Source organism: uncultured Aquimarina sp. (assembly GCF_947492115.1).
GTDB lineage: Bacteria > Bacteroidota > Bacteroidia > Flavobacteriales > Flavobacteriaceae > Aquimarina.
Genome location: NZ_CANLMM010000002.1, coordinates 859,078 through 876,112, shown reverse-complemented (window position 1 = coordinate 876,112; position 17,035 = coordinate 859,078). Strand labels below are relative to the sequence as shown.

General features: G+C 32.8%; 14 protein-coding genes. 4 read left to right on the top strand and 10 right to left on the bottom strand.

Features of this window, described 5'->3' with window-relative positions:
- Positions 1-27 precede the first annotated feature (27 nt).
- A complete protein-coding gene (locus tag Q1A73_RS09090) occupies positions 28-2,232 on the bottom strand; it encodes a response regulator (protein ID WP_299604427.1) in 2,205 nt (734 codons plus the stop codon).
- Positions 2,233-2,637: 405 nt separating this feature from the next.
- Here Q1A73_RS09090 and pbpC point away from each other — a divergent pair, with 405 nt between their 5' ends.
- Entirely contained in the window at positions 2,638-4,965 is a 2,328-nt protein-coding gene (pbpC, locus tag Q1A73_RS09085) for a penicillin-binding protein 1C (protein WP_299604425.1), read from the top strand.
- A 45-nt stretch (positions 4,966-5,010) separates the two neighbouring features.
- Here pbpC and Q1A73_RS09080 read toward each other — a convergent pair whose 3' ends face one another.
- From Q1A73_RS09080 to Q1A73_RS09050, 7 genes are all read right to left on the bottom strand, one after another.
- Positions 5,011-5,916, bottom strand: coding sequence for a transporter (locus Q1A73_RS09080; protein WP_299604423.1), 906 nt, complete (start codon positions 5,914-5,916; stop codon positions 5,011-5,013).
- A gap of 116 nt (positions 5,917-6,032) precedes the next feature.
- Positions 6,033-6,500, bottom strand: a complete 468-nt coding sequence (locus Q1A73_RS09075) for a CYTH domain-containing protein (protein ID WP_299604421.1) — start codon at positions 6,498-6,500, stop codon at positions 6,033-6,035.
- A gap of 141 nt (positions 6,501-6,641) precedes the next feature.
- Complete coding sequence (locus Q1A73_RS09070; RefSeq protein WP_299604419.1) at positions 6,642-7,478, bottom strand: DUF2911 domain-containing protein; 837 nt, start codon at positions 7,476-7,478, stop codon at positions 6,642-6,644.
- 19 nt (positions 7,479-7,497) lie between these two features.
- Complete coding sequence (locus Q1A73_RS09065; RefSeq protein ID WP_299604416.1) at positions 7,498-8,601, bottom strand: helix-turn-helix domain-containing protein; 1,104 nt, start codon at positions 8,599-8,601, stop codon at positions 7,498-7,500.
- A gap of 29 nt (positions 8,602-8,630) precedes the next feature.
- Positions 8,631-9,332 carry a hypothetical protein gene (locus Q1A73_RS09060; RefSeq protein ID WP_299604414.1) on the bottom strand — a complete coding sequence of 234 codons (702 nt, stop codon included), beginning with the start codon at positions 9,330-9,332 and terminating at the stop codon, positions 8,631-8,633.
- Between the two features lie 107 nt (positions 9,333-9,439).
- Entirely contained in the window at positions 9,440-10,108 is a 669-nt protein-coding gene (locus tag Q1A73_RS09055) for an NAD(P)H-binding protein (protein ID WP_299604412.1), read from the bottom strand.
- Positions 10,109-10,274: 166 nt separating this feature from the next.
- On the bottom strand, positions 10,275-10,805 hold the full coding sequence (locus Q1A73_RS09050) for a hypothetical protein (RefSeq protein ID WP_299604410.1): 531 nt from the start codon (positions 10,803-10,805) through the stop codon (positions 10,275-10,277).
- A gap of 197 nt (positions 10,806-11,002) precedes the next feature.
- Here Q1A73_RS09050 and dinB point away from each other — a divergent pair, with 197 nt between their 5' ends.
- Complete coding sequence (gene dinB, locus Q1A73_RS09045; RefSeq protein ID WP_299604675.1) at positions 11,003-12,109, top strand: DNA polymerase IV; 1,107 nt, start codon at positions 11,003-11,005, stop codon at positions 12,107-12,109.
- 62 nt (positions 12,110-12,171) lie between these two features.
- Here dinB and Q1A73_RS09040 read toward each other — a convergent pair whose 3' ends face one another.
- Both Q1A73_RS09040 and Q1A73_RS09035 read right to left on the bottom strand, forming a co-directional pair.
- The gene (locus Q1A73_RS09040) at positions 12,172-12,696 is read right to left on the bottom strand and encodes a DUF6252 family protein (RefSeq protein WP_299604407.1); all 525 of its coding nucleotides are present in this window, start codon (positions 12,694-12,696) and stop codon (positions 12,172-12,174) included.
- A gap of 124 nt (positions 12,697-12,820) precedes the next feature.
- On the bottom strand, positions 12,821-13,966 hold the full coding sequence (locus Q1A73_RS09035; RefSeq protein ID WP_299604405.1) for a methionine aminotransferase: 1,146 nt from the start codon (positions 13,964-13,966) through the stop codon (positions 12,821-12,823).
- 366 nt (positions 13,967-14,332) lie between these two features.
- Here Q1A73_RS09035 and Q1A73_RS09030 point away from each other — a divergent pair, with 366 nt between their 5' ends.
- A complete protein-coding gene (locus Q1A73_RS09030) occupies positions 14,333-14,998 on the top strand; it encodes a succinate dehydrogenase cytochrome b subunit (protein ID WP_299604403.1) in 666 nt (221 codons plus the stop codon).
- 11 nt (positions 14,999-15,009) lie between these two features.
- Positions 15,010-17,025, top strand: a complete 2,016-nt coding sequence (locus tag Q1A73_RS09025) for a fumarate reductase/succinate dehydrogenase flavoprotein subunit (RefSeq protein WP_299604400.1) — start codon at positions 15,010-15,012, stop codon at positions 17,023-17,025.
- Positions 17,026-17,035: the final 10 nt, after the last annotated feature.

The window sequence follows — 17,035 nt, the reverse complement described above, 5'->3', positions numbered from 1 at the left end:
GATAAGTATTAAATTTTCATCGTTAATTTATGCGCTGTTTATAACAATGTTTCTTTCGATAGCGTATTGTAGATCTTTTTTGTTCAGTGGTTTGTTGATGAGATCGTTCATACCAGCTTTTTTACAATCATCCGAAACTTCACTTAATTCAGAAGCTGTAAGGGCGATAATAGGTATTGAAGTATTAAACTCACGGATTTCTATTGTGGCACGCATACCATCCATAACTGGCATATTGATATCCATAAGAACAAGATCGAATGTGTCCTTTTTTATAGCTTGTACTGCTTCGATACCATTAGCAACAATAGTACATTCACACCCAATGTTTTTGAGTAAATTTTTGGTAACCAGTTGATTTATTTTATTGTCTTCTGCAACCAGGATATTGGCGGAGATCGAATCCTGCTCAGACGATTCCTCATCTTTGTCTGGGATTTCTAAACTCTCAGGAATGTCTGTATCGAGCTCGAAGTAAAACATCGAGCCGACCCCTTTTTTACTTTCAAAATAAATTTGACTTCCCATAACCTCAATAAGATTCTTTACTATAGACAACCCTAATCCAGTACCTTGTTTATTATCGTATACACTCCCTATTTGTGAGAATTCTTCAAAAATATACTCTTTTTGATCTTCTGGAACACCCATTCCAGTATCTTCAACTTCAAAGCGTAAGATTACTTTAGAGCCTTCTTTAGAAATTAGTTTAATTCTTAACCAAATTTTTCCTTGCTCTGTAAATTTAATAGCATTTCCAAGAAGATTAATGAGTACCTCGGAGGTTCGCAATGCATCTATATTTAGTAATTTAGGAATGCTGGGATTAAATTTTAAAATAAGTTCGTTTCCTTTCTTTTGGGCTTGATATTCGAAAGATTGGAGTATGTTTTGGGTTAAAGAATGAACATCCGTCGGTGTTTTAATAAGTTCCTTTTCTTCTGAATCAATTTTACTTACTTTAAGAACATTGTTTACCAAATCCAATAAATAATCTGCAGAAAATTTTAATGAATTTAGTAGTTTTTTGTCCTTATCCGATTGTTTTTCGTTTTCTAAAAGAATAGAAGAAATACCTACTACGCCATATAAGGGAGTTCTGAGCTCATGACTAATAGTGGAAATAAATTGAGATTTAATTTTACTAAGTTTTTCCGCTTGCGATTTTGCTTCGTACAATTCAGAATTTTTTATCTCAAGAATTTCAGTGACCTTCTTTTTAGATTGATACCCACGATAGTAAAAGAAAAAAGCTACTGCCAGTAATAAAAGTGCTGCTGTCGAGATAAAAATGATAAGCTTATTATTTTTGTCAAGGTCTACAAGTAAATCCTTTTCTCTTTCTGCTAATGCTAATTTTTTTTCATATCGATCAACTTTAGATCTAAAGTTAACGGTCTCATTTCCCTTAGATCTTGCGTTTTCAAATACTTTACGTTCATTCGCTTGAAGTAACTTTAAATCAGCTAAGGCTCTTGGGTAATCACCAATGTTTTCATACATCTCTGCTCGATACTGATAAAAATAACTTTTTCCTTTTGGCCAATAGGACTCGTCTTGCAAATACTCTAAAGATTTGTCAAAATATTCTTCAGCTCTTGCAATGTTTCCTTGATGGGAATAGTTCCTAGCTCTTAAAAGGTACAATGAACTTCGATCCACAAGAATACTATCAGGAATGCTAGCATCTATGCTGTCTGCTTCTTTAAGGTATACGGAAGCTTCATCATATTTATCTAAATCCATATAAGTCCAAATCAAATTATGTAAAGGGACTTGATACTGCTCTATATGCGAACTTTTCTTTACAAGTTGCACTGCTCTTTGGTAATAATCCAAAGCACTTTCAAAATCGTTATTACCATCATAGTATATATTTCCCAAACTATGTAGAATGTAAGGCAAAAGTAATTTGTCTTTGGTCTTTTCGGTATGTTCTAATGCTTTAAGATAGTTTTTAGTGGCATTTTCATAATCAATAATCTCGTATTGAACAGTTCCCATTAAAAAGTAACCATGAGATATATAATGATCATTTTTAAGTTCTCTACCATAGTCGACTGCTTTAAAGGCGTACTCTAACGATTCGTACATCTTATTAGCAACACGTAATTCTTCAGATTTTTTTATGAGATTATAAAGGCTGTCATTGTATTTGTAAGAAGGTTTTTCTTGAGAAAACGTACATAAAGTGCATAAAATAGCAATTATATAGAGGGTATTTTTTTTCAATTCTAAACAATTTTATTAAAAATGAACACATCTAAGTATATGATCATTGGATGTATTACACTGTTTAATTTTTTATTATAAGCCCTATTGTTTTTAATTTATTGGAAGATGCAGTGGTCGTTAGTTGTATTAAAACTGTCATAATTTAATAAAATTAAAGGGTTTATTTATGATTTTTTTAAGAAAACTCAGGAATAAACTCCAGTGAAATAAAATATTTGGGGAATTTTCCTCTTAACAAATAGGGAAAGGTGAGTGTACTGTTTTGATCTTAAATTTAGTTTTCAAATTAATTTTTATCAAGTTTCATAAGTTATCTAAATACATTTACATAAATTTCACAGATATTGAATTAATTAATATTGAAGGGAAATCATTATTGTGTTCAGAAGAGCTTTAAATTTTGTGAAGAAACATCCAATAAAATTCATTTTAATTGGAATTGCATCTATTTGGTACTATTTTTCTTTGCCATCTCCATTATTTAATGATCCTACTGCTACGGTAATCGAAACGAAAACTGGGGAATTACTTGGTGCCAAAATAGCAAAGGATGGACAATGGCGTTTTCCAGAAACAGACAGTGTACCACACAAATTTAAGGAGTGTATTATTGCATTTGAAGATCAACAATTTTATAGACATTTAGGATTTAATCCTGTTGCTATGTTTGAAGCAATTGGTGAAAATTTGGAAGCAGGTAAGGTTGTAAGAGGTGGTAGTACTATTACACAACAAGTAATACGGCTTTCTCGAAAAGGACAGAAAAGAACGTACTATGAAAAGGTGATCGAGCTCATTTTGGCCACACGATTAGAATTAGGAAAATCTAAGGAGGATATTTTAAAATTATATGCTTCTTACGCACCGTTTGGGGGCAATGTAGTCGGAATCGATATGGCTTCATGGAGATACTTTGGATTGCCAGCACATCAATTATCTTGGTCAGAAAGTGCTACCTTAGCGGTATTGCCCAATGCACCGTCTTTAATTTATCCTGGTAAAAATCAAATCCAATTATTAAAAAAGAGAAATAGATTACTAAAAACATTATTGGAACAAGAGAAAATAGATTCTATTACCTACCAATTGTCGGTAAGTGAATCATTACCTAAAAAACCATATACATTACCGCAAGATGCATCACATTTATTGGATCGATTGGCTCGCGATAATAAAGGTGAACGTATGCAAACAACAATTAATCGATCTTTACAACAACAAGTAAATAAGTTAGCTGAGCGCCATCATGGCATATTGAAGCAAAATGAAGTGCATAATCTAGCGGTATTGGTTTTGGATGTACGTACCAGAGAAGTACTAAGTTATGTGGGAAACGCTCCAACAGACAAAGCGCACCAAAAAGATGTGGATATTATAGAAGCTGCTCGAAGTACGGGAAGTACTTTAAAACCTCTTTTATATGCAGCAATGATGGATAAAGGAGAGTTACTCCCAGAGCAGTTGGTTTCTGATATACCAACTGTGATTGCAGGTTATACTCCTATGAATTATGATGAAAGTTTTAACGGCGCTGTACCTGCCAACAAGGCGCTTGCAAGATCGTTGAATATACCAGCAGTAAGATTGTTACAACAATATGGATTGCAACGATTTAGAGATGAATTAAATATATTTAAAATTAAGGATCTTAAATATACTGCGGATCACTATGGATTATCACTCATTGTAGGTGGAGCAGAAGGGAACCTTTGGGATTTGTGTAAAACGTATGCTGGTCTCGCTGGCACACTTAATCATTATGAAGAATCCTCTAGCGAATATTATAGTAATGAGTTCGCAGAACCAATTGTTTTGGCCAATCAAAATGTTGATTTTGGTAAACTCGAACAAGAAAAGCCTATGTATGGTTCTGGAAGTATATGGTTAACTTTTGAAGCAATGAAAAAGGTAAATCGTCCAGAGGGTGATGAAGCATGGGAATTTTATGATTCTGCCCGAGAAATAGCTTGGAAAACAGGAACTAGTTTCGGCAATAGAGATGCTTGGGCGATTGGGGCAAGTAGAGATTATGTAGTAGGAGTATGGATAGGAAATGCAGATGGCGAAGGAAGACCTGAACTAACTGGATTAAATTCTGCAGCACCATTGCTATTTGATGTAGTCAATTTATTACCAAATTCTAATTGGTTTCCGGCGCCTTATGATGATTTGGTAGAAGCTGAGGTATGCACACTGAGCGGTTTTTTAGCTTCAGAAGAGTGTGCTTCTAAAAAAATGTTGATTCCTACGGCAGGAATTAAAACAAAACCTTGTCCGTATCATAAGTTAATTCATTTAGATCCTTCGCGAGAATTTCGTGTGAATTCTTCTTGTGAATCAGTAGATACAATGATTCATGAACCATGGTTTGTATTGCCGCCTTTACAAGCATATTATTTTAAGGGAAAACACGCTAGTTATAAAAATTTACCTCCCTATAGATCAGATTGTGTAAAGGAACTGACGGGTAATATGGATTTTATTTTCCCGAAAGGGAATAGCAGTGTATACCTACCTAAAGGGTTTGATGGAAAAACTAATGATGTGATATTAAAAATAGCTCATACTATTCCAGAAACAAGAGTGTTTTGGTATATAGATGATAATTTTATAGGAGTTACGAAACAGTTTCATGAAATGCCGGTAAAACCATCTCCAGGAAAACGTATTATTACGGTAATTGATGAAAAAGGGAATGAGTTAAAGAAGAGAATCGAAATTAAAGAGTAAAACTATATCCCAATAATTCGCTTATCAGGATATAGTCTTAAGATTTTAAAGAGGTTTATAGACTAAGCCAAAAGAAAATGAAGTTTCTTTGTTAAAATTACGACCATCTATATTTTGATTATAGGCAGTAGAAACGCCAATCTCATTCTTATATACTGGGATGTATAAGTTTACATTAATATTCGTATAATCAACTTCGGTTTGTGGAAGTGCTCTTGGTCCTCCAGCTTCGGCAAATTCTGGTGTTCCAATATCAAGTCCGTCCATCGAATCTTGTACTGCTAATTGTACATGTGTATAAAAATAGTTGTTAAAATACCCCAGCTTTATACCGTATACTTGCGCATTAGGAACATCAAAATCACTGTTGTCCTTTAAACTGTATCCATACTGTACTTCTGTGAAAAAATTAACTTTTGTTGTTAGCTGAGCCATAACATTTGCATTAAAAGCATTCGCATTGTTTCCCAATGATAGAACACCTTCAGCTTCATAATTACCAATAGGAATACTGGCTCCCACAGCTGCACCGATACCAAGTTTTCCTAAGGAGTTGATGTTCCTTTCTAAGATTCTTCCTTTTAGAAATACACTTAGGTCCTGAATACCTTCTACGCTTGATGTTCCTTGTACCGGATCTGGTTCTCCCGTTTCACTTTCTATAAATATGTAAGGTATATTAAGGGACGCAGATAACCAATTTGTGATTCCGTATTCACCATAAAGATTCACTATATAGGAAGATATCGAACCTAAACCAGCAGGGTTACCTTCTGTAAGCTCAGTGCCTCTATAAAACCTGTCATATTGTTTGAAAGAATAACTCGGAGCTATTGTAAGTTCATTCTTTTGTGGATAAAAACCACTTACTTCTGTTTGAGCTACTAAAGGATCAGAAAAACATAGTAATACCATAGCCCCTAAAAAGGACTTCTTAGATTTGTGTAACATGATAATTTTTTAAAAAGGTTAATAAGCCTCCTTAGACGGGGAATATTCACCTATAATTACAAACCAAAATGTTACAGATTTGTTAATTGAAAAATCCTCAGATTTTGAAGATTTTTTTACCAATTTCGGAATGGAAGCTTGCTTAATTGAGAATTATAATATTTGGGATCACCTGTTACTTCATCTCCTAACCAATTTGGTTTATCAAAAGCTTCATTTTCGTCTTGTAATTCTATTTCTGCAATGATTAATCCTTGGTTTTCATCAAAAAATTCATCCACTTCAAATACATGATCTCCAGATGGTATTTCATACCTAATTTTTTTGATGACTCCTTGTTCACAAATTTTAATTAAATTTTTGGCATCTTCTACAGGTATGTTTTTTTCCCATTCATAACGAGAAGTACCGGTTTCATTACTCTTACCCTTAATAGTAATAAAAGCTTGTTCGTCTTTGATCCTTATTCTAACAGTTCTATCAGGATCTGTATTTAAAAATCCTTGAACAATATGTGTGCTCCTATTTGCCTCCTGCTTATATGCATTTGATTTTACCAAAAATTTACGTTCTATTTCAATCATTGTAATATTTATTATGCAAAGGTTATAATAACTACAATCTCCTAGCACCTTTTTTTTAGATGCTTATATCCATATTTGAAGATCAAAAAAACAATTTTTAATCTTCAAATATGGATATTTAGATTGCTTGAAAGATATTATTTATCTAGACCATTTGTCAATAAATTTTTCATTTAGCCTGATAAAATCTTTGTTCTTTGCTTTCTTAGATAATTCTAAAGACTTTTTTGCAGCATTGACGGCTTCGGTTTTTCGGTTGAGATCTGCGAGAATAAGTGCTTCTCTATATACTTGGAAAAACAGTGGCTTTTCGGACTTAGTTGCTTTTTGAATATAAACTAGTGCTTTGTCCAGATCTTTTCCTGTTTCATGTAAATAGAGTGCTGCTTGAAAATAATCAAAATTAGATGGTCCAGCTAATGTCTTTTCTATATTAGCCATCGCTTTAGTGTGCGTATTTAGTTTTATAGGTATGGCAATTTTACTTTGATCCCAAGCTATTACTAGATCGGTACTGTTTAGTGTGATTTCATCAAAGTATATTAGTAAAGTTTCCTGTGAGTCTTTTAGTTTCTCTGATCTTACCTGAAAACTAGCAGTAGGTTCTTTTTCTACATATGTGTTCCAGTTTCCAGATTGATAGGTGTATAAATTTACATCCCAATATTCAGAGTTAGGTTTGGTTAAAATTGCATAAGATCCTTTTTTCACTTCGGTGTTCTGAATTGTTAGATCTTCACTAAAAGTAACTTTTGTGGTGGCGTTTGCGCCAGTTCTCCATAACTCTCCGAAGGGGATAATTCCATTTTCTCCAAAAATAACTCTATCTCTTTTACTAGGTCTGGAATATTGAATCTCTATATCCGCTAAGCCAACAGTTTGAGTTGTTTTTGATAATGGACTTAATGCCGGAATTGAAAGTTGGGCATTAGTAGTAGTTACAGTGAGTAATACACTGATGAAAAATATTTTGAACATAATTTTTAATTTAATAATATTAGAGATTTGAGAAGTATTCTTTGGGAGTTGTACCCATTAGATCTTTAAAAGATTTGTTGAAGGTGGTTTTTGAGTTAAAGCCTGCTTCTTGAGCTAAACCAAAAAAGGTCATATTTTTCGCTTGATCCGTCTTTGCTAAATCGATAAATTCTTTTATGCGATAATAATTTACGTATTCGAAAAAATTCATTCCGATACGCTCATTAAGTAAACGAGCTATTTCTGGGTTGCTTACACCTAACATTTCCGCTAATTCTGATTTAAGTAGTTTCCTGTTTAGATACGGTTTTTTCTCAATCATTAAATGATCTAATTGCGATTTTAAATCATCTAATTGGTTATGTGATAATTTGGATTGCACGTATTTTTTGGGTTTTATGATATTCGAAACCTTAAATAAATCAGGTTCTTTCATCCCGTAAAAAGTGATAAATAAAATAATTAGGGCAATACTGATCCAGATTACTTGCCAACTTACTCGATTGAATAATTCATAATCCAATAGCCAATTAAGAAACATTAGAAACCAGCAAAGTAAACATATACCAATAGCAATTAGAAAATTTAGAAAAAATTGAGATTTGATATAATAGCTTATCTCATTCTGAATATCTTTTTTAAATTTTAGGAATATCATTAGACTTTTGATCCAATAAGTAATATTAAAAGCCAATCCTATTGCAATAAAAATCAGTGTGATTCTAAATTGAAGTCCACTTTGAATTCTAATTTTTAAGATATCATCAGAGGGAATAATAAAAGCTATAGTTACCCCAAGATTGTATATTACAGCTGGTAGGTAATGCAGTAATTCTTTCTTTGAAAAAGGTTTGTTCAATAAGCTGGACCTCGTAAATAGATAAATAGTAGCTCCGAATAACAAAGTAGAAAACTCAGAAAAAGTAACCCATCGATAATTATCACCAAAGAACCCTGATATGTATAAAACCCGACCCGTAAGTCCAATGGAAAGGACAAGTACTAGGAATGCTATATATTTATTAATTGTCTTTCTCTTTTTTGGAGAAAATACATAAATAAAAAGCAAAAATAGGCTTTGAAAATACCCAAAATAAACAAGTTGATTCAGGAATGATTGCATAGAAGCTTGATCTTTTCGGCTTTAATATACTAGTTTAAAACAAATTGATTTACATGCAACACACCATTGTGATCCATTTTTAGATTTTCTTTATAAAAAGCATCGAACTCTTCTTTAGAATTCCATTGGGTAATGACAAGTAAATCAGGATTGTGATAATAACCTAATGGTGATTTTCCATTAGTAAGTTCCAAGATTTTTGTTCCTCCTTTGGATTTTGTTTTTTGTTGCCAAAGAGCTATAAATTTTTCAAATGGTGTATCATCTTTCTTCCAATATGAAGTTGCTACGGTATATTTATTTTTATCAATTTTAAAAGAGATGTCATTTGGCATTTCATAGTAGGTTAAGTTAAATACAGACCATAAATCTCTTCGTTGTTGATGAAAATCTGGCACTATTTCTTCAATTTCTGAAAGAAACTCTTCCCTGTTTTTGAGATCTTTCCACTTACCCAAAATAAAACTAGTAGGTTGAATATTTCCTTGAATTGTTTTGCTGATCTTAAAACCTGGTAATGGTTGAAATGTTTTTTTTATCCCAACTGGAAAAATCGTTTTCTTATACCTTTCGAAATTTTGTTTGGTATCCGGTTTAGTAGTTAATAATAGAATATCTAGAATTTCTCCTTTTTTAAAAGAGAAAGATTTAATATCTGATTGTGCAAAGAGACTGGTTGTCAATAAAAATGTTATCAAAAACAAAATATGATTTTTAAATGGCGTTGTCATTTGTCAAATTTTAAAGATTTATAATTTTATTGACAAATGTAGAGGCTTCACTAAATAATTAGTAAAATCAGGGGTTAAGAAAGATACGGATACGGTATACGAACCAATTAATGCATATGATTAGCATAAATCTCTTCAATTTCATCAGAAAGTATTCTTTGTTTTTCAGAAAAATTATTTGCGAGCCAAATCATAGAAGAAACAATTGTTTTTGGATGTATGGATCGATACTTTTTAAGTGAACCGATTAACAAGGGATTGATCAATTTCATTAAAAGTTTGAAAAAAGATTCTCCACTTCTCTTTTCTTTTCTTTTGCCACCAATTAATGAAGGCTGTAAAATATGAACTTTGGGTATTTTAAAATCTAATACTTTTTCTTCCATTTCACCTTTAGTGCGATTGTAGAATATTTTGCTTTTAGGATCTGCTCCTAAAGCAGAAATCACAATAAATGTCTTTATCTGGTTTTGTTCACATAGTTCGGCTGCTGTCACAGGAATACCATAGTCTATAGAACGGTATAATCTTTTATCAGGAGTTTTGGCATTAGTGGTTCCAATACAACAAAATACTTCGTCTCCATGAAAATCATTGTTGCAGGATGCTAATTGTAGCATGTTGACTAAGTGTTCCTCAATTTTAGGATGTGATATACCAATAGATTTTCTTGAAAATAATTTTATCCTTTCATAACGAGTATCCGTAAGTAATTGATTAAGGAGCATCGTTCCTGTCAAGCCAGTAGCACCAAGTATAATTGCTGTTTTGCCCATTTATTATTGATTTTTTGTAAATATAATGAGCATACTATCATATAACTTTAAAGCACTATGAATACTCGTGATTGTTTACATAGCACAATGCGCATGAAAACGTGCTTTTTTAAAAAGAATTAAGAAATATTATGATAATCTTCTGTAGGATATACTCCAAATAGTGTTATTTCTGCTCTAACATTACTGCACTTTCTGGAGTACAATTTTCATTTCCATCATCCTCTGTAAACACAAGATTAACCGAAGCCTTATCCTTACTTTGAGCGTCAATCTGTAAAATAATATCAAAACCTTGTTTCGTATCCTTGTATTTATCTACTTCTACGGATTTTCCATTATGACTTATTGCGAATGGCTCGTTCTTGGCTTTTACGATTGTGGCTCTACCTCCAACAGTTTTATTACAAGAACCATTACTGTAGGTTAATGTATATTGTATCGAAGTATCTGAAATCCATTGAATGGAAAGATTTTGACTAAAATTACCTCCATTTTTTTTGGAATTCTCTCCTTTTTTTGCGGAACTAGTTCCTTGTATAGAATACGTTCTTGGATTTGAGTTGTCTGTAGTAGTAACATCACTTACATTTTCAGAATTCGTAATATTATTACTAACAGTAGTATCGTTTGGAGATTTGCTTTCTGATTTACAGCAAATTAAAGCGAATAGAAATAGCAGGGCGTAATTTTTCATCAGTATTCTTTATTAATTAGTTCAATTTGATAGGGTCTTAATAAGGCAAGATAGGATTTTTATTTGATAAATCTAAATCGTAAAGATAGAAACCATTGCGTTACAACTATTAATTTTACAATATTTTTATAAATAGATCATTCCATATGTCTAAAAAGTACATCGATAAAAGCGGTTTCTATTATTTTTGTATTGTGATGAAATTGAATAGCGATAGAAAGATCATACACGTGGATATGGATGCTTTTTATGCTTCTGTAGAACAGATGGATAATCCTGAATTAAAAGGTAAACCATTAGCTGTTGGTGGCGGAGGTAAAAGAGGCGTAGTTAGTGCTGCTAGTTATGAAGCACGAAAATTTGGTGTTCGATCTGCAATGCCTGGGTTTACGGCAAAAAAATTGTGTCCGGATTTATTGTTTGTGAGACCAAGATTTGATAGGTATCAAGAAATTTCGAAACAAATTCGAAAGATCTTCTTTGAGTATACTGATTTAGTAGAGCCACTATCTTTGGATGAAGCTTATTTGGATGTAACTACAAATAAAAAGGGTAATCCCAGTGCTTCATTAATAGCCCAAGAAATAAGACAACGAATTTTTGATGAAGTTGGTCTAACAGCATCTGCTGGAATCTCAATCAATAAATTTATTGCTAAGGTAGCTAGTGATTATAACAAACCCAATGGGCAAAAAACTGTAAATCCAGAAGAAGTTTTAGAATTTTTAGAAAACTTGGACGTAAAAAAGTTTTATGGAGTAGGTAAGGTAACTCAGGCTAAGATGTATCAAATGGGAATTTATACGGGTAAAGACTTAAAGGCTAAGTCTGAGGAATTTTTGGTGGAACATTTTGGAAAATCTGGAGGACATTATTATCGTATTGTTAGGGGAATTCATTTAAGTGAAGTAAAACCTAATAGAGAAAGAAAATCACTTGCTGCGGAGAGAACTTTTAGTGAGAACATTTCTTCTGAAATATATATGCTAGAAAGGCTAGAAAATATCGCAGAAGAACTTCAAAAAAGGTTACAAAGAAGTAAGGTAGCAGGTAGAACAGTTACTTTAAAAATTAAGTATAGCGATTTTATTTTACAAACAAGAAGCAAGACATTACCCTATTATGTAAGTGATGCAGCAATATTATTAGAAACAGCTAAAGAATTGTTGTATCAAGAAAAAATGAGAGATTCTGTAAGACTATTAGGAATTTCATTATCAAACCTGAATACATCTAGCGGTCAGAAAAAGAAAGAAAAGGAACTAAAGGAGTTTGAAGTAATACAACTGAAATTCGATTTTTAAATAAAAAAGCCAGTTGAATTACTGACTTTTTAATCTTTTTTATAGTTGAACAATAAGAGTTCTTATTCGTACATATAACTAAATGTTCCTTCAGTGATATTGAAATCAATGGGTGATGAAGGGTCAGAAGTTCCATCTGCTGTGGTAAATGAGAAAGTTCCGGTTACAATCTTCGTTGAGGTATTTACCTCTGTTATCTCAATGGTACCATTTCTTGTGGATTCATCTATTTCGTTTGTAAGGTCTAAGAAGTCAATAAAATGAGAAGGAGTGGTGTCGAAAATTTCCTGCCCCGTTTCATAAGTACCAACTACGATATCACTCTTTTTTAACCAGATTTTGATTTCTCTAGCACCAACAAGGCCTCCTTGTCGACCAATTAGTAATACAAAGTCTTCTTCTGGAAAGTAGTTAAAAATTGTTGTACTCGATGGTTCATTATTTCCGAAAGGATTATTAGCTAGGAAATCTTCTCCATTAACTTTTGCTGTCATTGCATAACTAGAGTTCTCCTCCGCATCGTCATCTGAGGAACAAGATAAGGTAGCTAACATTGCAAGGATAAGTAGTGTAAATCTAATTTTCATAAAGTCTTTTTAGTAATTGGTTATGATAAATTTATGTTCAAAAATAATTTTAAACTATACGTTAGTATCATTAGCTACTATAATGTTACTGTCAATTGGTTTTTGTTTTGAAGTTTTGATTTAGTTAGATCTTGCATAATATTTCAGCAGCAAGTTTTAATGTATCGTCTGTTTTGGCAAAACAAAAACGTAATACTTTGTCATCTTGGTGGTTAAGATTAAAAACAGACACAGGAATGGAGGCAATTTTATAGTCTTTAGTTAATCTTTCAGAAAAGATAACATCTCTTTCGTTTGTAATCGAACTATAATTTAACAATTGAAAATAAGTCCCAGAAGCTGGCGTAAATGTAAATTTTGATTCTTCGATGAGAGATAAAAACAAATCTCTTTTACTTTGGTAAAAACTAGGCAATTCTAGGTAGTTTCTTGGTGTTTTAAGATATTCTGCCAAAGCATATTGCATTGGATGATTACTACAAAAGACATTGAATTGATGAACTTTTCTAAATGCTGACATAAGATCTTTTGGAGCTAAACAGTATCCCATTTTCCAGCCAGTTGTATGAAATGTTTTTCCAAATGATGCGGTTATAAAAGAACGCATTCTTAAATCTGAAAATCTTGCGGCACTCTGATGCTCTTTGTGATCAAAAATGATATGCTCATAGACTTCATCACTTAATAGAATGATATCAGTTCCTTTTAGAAGTCCTTCTAATTGGAGCATATCTTTTTTAGACAAAATGGTTCCCGACGGATTATGAGGTGTGTTTATAATAACCATCTTTGTTCTAGAAGTAATTTTAGAAGCTACTTCTTTCCAATTAATGCTAAAATTTGGAGCTGATAATTGAATTGGCACTACCACTCCTCCAAATAATTCTATGGACGGTTCGTAAGAATCATATGCAGGTTTAAAAACAATGACTTCATCTTCAGGTTTTATAAAAGCAGCAATGATCGTAAATATTGCCTGAGTTGCACCAGAGGTAACGGTTACTTCTGTTTCTGGATGGTAAGTGCTGCCGTATAAACCATTAGTCTTTTCTGCAATAATATCTCTTAAGGATAATAGACCAGGCATCGGAGCGTATTGGTTATATCCTTTTTGCATAGCTTTAGTAACCAGGTTGGTAAGTTTATGGTCTGCTTCAAAATTCGGAAAACCTTGTGATAGATTAATGGCTTTATACTCATTTGCCATTTTACTCATAATAGTAAAAATGGTAGTAGTAACATTAGGGAGTTTAGTAGGTATGTTTTTCATCTGCAAATCAAAAGGTGAAGGTATAAAAAAATGAAAAATTTAGATAGCTAACATCAAGAGTGCAATTTGCAGAGGATTAATTTCTTTTCTTACCTCTGGTTTCGAATCTAACTTTAACAATATTCTAGAGATATATCTAATCTAATTCGTAGTTCTAATTGTGTTAAAATATACTTTTTGATTAAGACTTGATTATTATTTGTTTAAAGTTACGACTATATTTCAAACGATTTCGTAATGAATACTGAACAAAATTTCGAATCTATTTTAAATTCATTATAAATACTGCATTCCTGTATCAAAATGTTGTTAAAAAGATGTTTGAGCCTTATTTTTGCTAATCAAAAATTTTAAACATTCTTTATAATGAGTGGATTGATAAAATCTTCAATAGCTAGAAAGGTTGCGATGGCACTTTCGGGACTTTTCTTAGTATTTTTCTTATTACAACATTTTACCATCAATTTTACTTCTATTTTTAGCCCAGACACATTCAATGAGTTGTCTCATTTTATGGGTACAAATCCAGTGGTTCAGTTTGCTTTGCAACCAGTATTAATTTTTGGAGTAGTTTTCCATTTTATAATGGGATTTGTTCTTGAGCTAAAAAATAGAAATGCAAGAGCAGTTAAATATGCAAAGTATAGTGGTGGAGCTAATTCTTCTTGGATGTCTAGAAATATGATCCTTTCGGGATTAGTGATTTTAGCTTTCTTAGGGTTACATTTCTATGATTTTTGGATTCCTGAAATGGTTCATAAATATGTAGAATTTGCACCAGAAGATCCTACTCGCTATTATCATGAATTGCTAGAAAAATTCGTAAGTCCGGTTAGGACTGGATTATATGTACTTTCATTCGTGTTTTTAGCATTGCATTTGTGGCATGGATTTGCTTCTTCATTCCAATCAGTTGGATTTAACAATAGGTTTTCTGTTGGAGCAACTAAGTTTGCTAAAGTATTCGCTGTTGTAATTCCGTTAGGTTTTATCATCATTTCTTTAGTACTTCATTTTAATCATAATCATTAAAAACCACTACTATGTCAATTTTAGACTCTAAAATACCAGAAGGTCCACTGGCAGATAAGTGGACAAAACATAAAAATACAATCAACCTGGTAAATCCTGCCAATAAACGTAATATCGATGTTATTGTTGTAGGTACTGGACTAGCAGGAGGAAGTGCCGCTGCAACTTTAGCGGAACTAGGATATAATGTAAAGACATTTTGTTATCAGGATTCTCCAAGACGCGCACACTCTATTGCAGCGCAAGGTGGTATCAATGCTGCAAAAAATTATCAAGGAGATGGAGATTCTAATTATCGTCTTTTTTATGATACCATAAAAGGAGGTGATTATAGATCTCGAGAAGCAAATGTATATAGATTAGCAGAAGTTTCTGCGAATATCATAGATCAGTGTGTGGCACAAGGAGTTCCTTTTGCCAGAGAATATGGAGGTTTGTTAGATAACCGATCATTTGGTGGAGTACTTGTTTCTCGAACATTTTATGCTAAAGGACAAACGGGACAGCAACTTTTATTAGGAGCTTATTCTGCGATGAACCGCCAAATAAATAGAGGAAAAATACAAGCATTTAATCGTCATGAAATGCTTGACCTTGTTAAAATAGATGGTAAAGCAAGAGGAATTATAGCAAGGAATCTTGTAACAGGAGAGATAGAACGTCATTCTGCACATGCGGTTGTATTGGCCACAGGAGGATATGGAAATGTATTCTTTTTAAGTACAAATGCAATGGGTAGTAATGTAATGGCTGCTTGGAGAGCACATAGAAGAGGTGCTTTCTTTGCAAATCCTTGTTATACTCAAATTCACCCGACTTGTATTCCAGTTTCAGGAGATCATCAATCTAAATTAACATTGATGTCAGAATCTCTTCGTAACGATGGAAGAATTTGGGTTCCAAAGAGAAAAGAAGATGCAGAAGCGATACGAGCAGGTAAATTAAAACCAACACAATTATCTGAAGATGAAAGAGACTATTATTTAGAGCGTAGATATCCTGCTTTTGGTAATTTAGTGCCTCGTGATGTTGCTTCTAGGGCTGCCAAGGAAAGATGTGATGCTGGTTTTGGAGTAAATAAAACTGGAGAAGCTGTATACCTTGATTTTGCCTCTGCAATACAAAGATATGGTAAAGAAAAAGCATTGACTTCTGGAATTCATAATCCAACTGCTCAACAAATTTTGGAATTTGGAGAAAAGGTTATCGAGAATAAGTACGGTAACTTATTCCAGATGTATGAAAAAATCGTTGATGAGAATCCTTATAAAACTCCAATGATGATTTATCCAGCTGTACATTATACAATGGGAGGTCTTTGGGTAGATTATAATCTGCAAACTACGGTTCCTGGTTGTTATGCAGCTGGAGAAGCTAATTTTTCTGATCACGGAGCAAATAGACTAGGAGCATCTGCGTTAATGCAAGGTCTTGCAGATGGTTATTTCGTATTACCGTATACAATAGGAGACTATCTTTCTCATGATATTAGAACTGGTAAAATTCCAACGAATACACCAGAATTTGATCAAGCGGAGAAAGACGTAAAGGAAAGAATTGAAAAATTAATGTCTGGATCAGGAGAGCATTCTGTAGATTATTACCACAAAAAGTTAGGTAAAATCATGTGGAACAAATGTGGAATGTCTCGTAATGAAAGTGGACTAAAAGAAGCGATTGAGGAAATATCTGCCTTAAGAGCGGATTTCTGGAAAAATGTAAAAGTACCAGGTACGGCAGATGGTTTAAATCAGGAATTAGAAAAAGCAGGTAGAGTTGCTGATTTCTTAGAACTAGGAGAATTATTTGCTAAAGATGCTTTGGATAGAAATGAATCTTGTGGAGGACATTTTAGAGAGGAATCTGTAGAACAGTCCGGTGAACAAAAAGGAGAGGCATTAAGAGATGATAAAAACTTTAAGTACGTATCTGCTTGGGAATATAAAGGAGAACCAAAAGACGCTGTACTTCATAAGGAAGATCTTGTATTTGAAAATATTGAATTAAAAACACGTTCTTATAAATAATAAAAAAGCT